This is a genomic window from Paracoccus sp. S4493, assembly GCF_000967735.1.
GTDB lineage: Bacteria > Pseudomonadota > Alphaproteobacteria > Rhodobacterales > Rhodobacteraceae > Paracoccus > Paracoccus marcusii.
This window is the reverse complement of sequence record NZ_JXYF01000315.1, coordinates 1-654: the sequence shown is the minus strand read 5'-3', so window position 1 is coordinate 654 and position 654 is coordinate 1. Positions and strand designations below refer to the sequence as shown.

Sequence of the window (654 nt, the reverse complement as noted above, 5' to 3'; positions counted from 1 at the left end):
CCCGCCGTTTCGCATGGTCGATGGCCTGAACCTCGACCTCGGCGCGGACCATGTCGCCGGGACGCACGGGGGCCATGAACTTCAGCGTCTGGCCCAGATAGACGGTACCGTGACCGGGCAGCTGTTCGCCGATCACCGCGGAAATCAGCCCCGCGGTCAGCATGCCGTGGGCGATCCGACCTTCAAAGATCGTATCCCGCGCATAAGCGTCGTCCAGATGGACCGGGTTCCGGTCGGTCGACACCTCGGCGAAAAGCTCGATGTCGCGATCGGTCACCTGCTTTTGCAGGTGCCGGACCATGCCGATCTCCAGATCCTCGATGACGATGGTGCCGCGTGGAAGATTGTCCAACATCTTGCTGCTCATCCGGAATGCCATATCCATACCTCATGCTGCATAGCAGCACAAAACATGGATGGCAACAATATTTCCGAATACCTTCGATCTGCGTTCCATTGTTGCGCCGCGACCCGCACATCGCGGCCCGCGTCGCCTCAGCGCAGCCGCCCGATCGCGAAGGTCGGCGCCCGTCCCTGCGATCCCAGCCATTCAGGCAGCATCCCGGCATCGGGCTGTTCGACGTCCGGACCGAAGGCATCCGCAGCCAGACCGCCGGTGACGAAAATCGAATCGATCCCCTGCGCCTCGGCACC

1 protein-coding gene is annotated in these 654 nt (G+C 62.7%); it reads right to left on the bottom strand.

Going from position 1 to position 654, the window contains the following annotated elements; genetic code table 11:
- On the bottom strand, positions 1–355 hold a 355-nt coding region (locus TW83_RS17385), incomplete at its 3' end, for a MaoC family dehydratase (protein ID WP_045984046.1).
- Between the last annotated feature and the right edge of the window lie 299 nt (positions 356–654).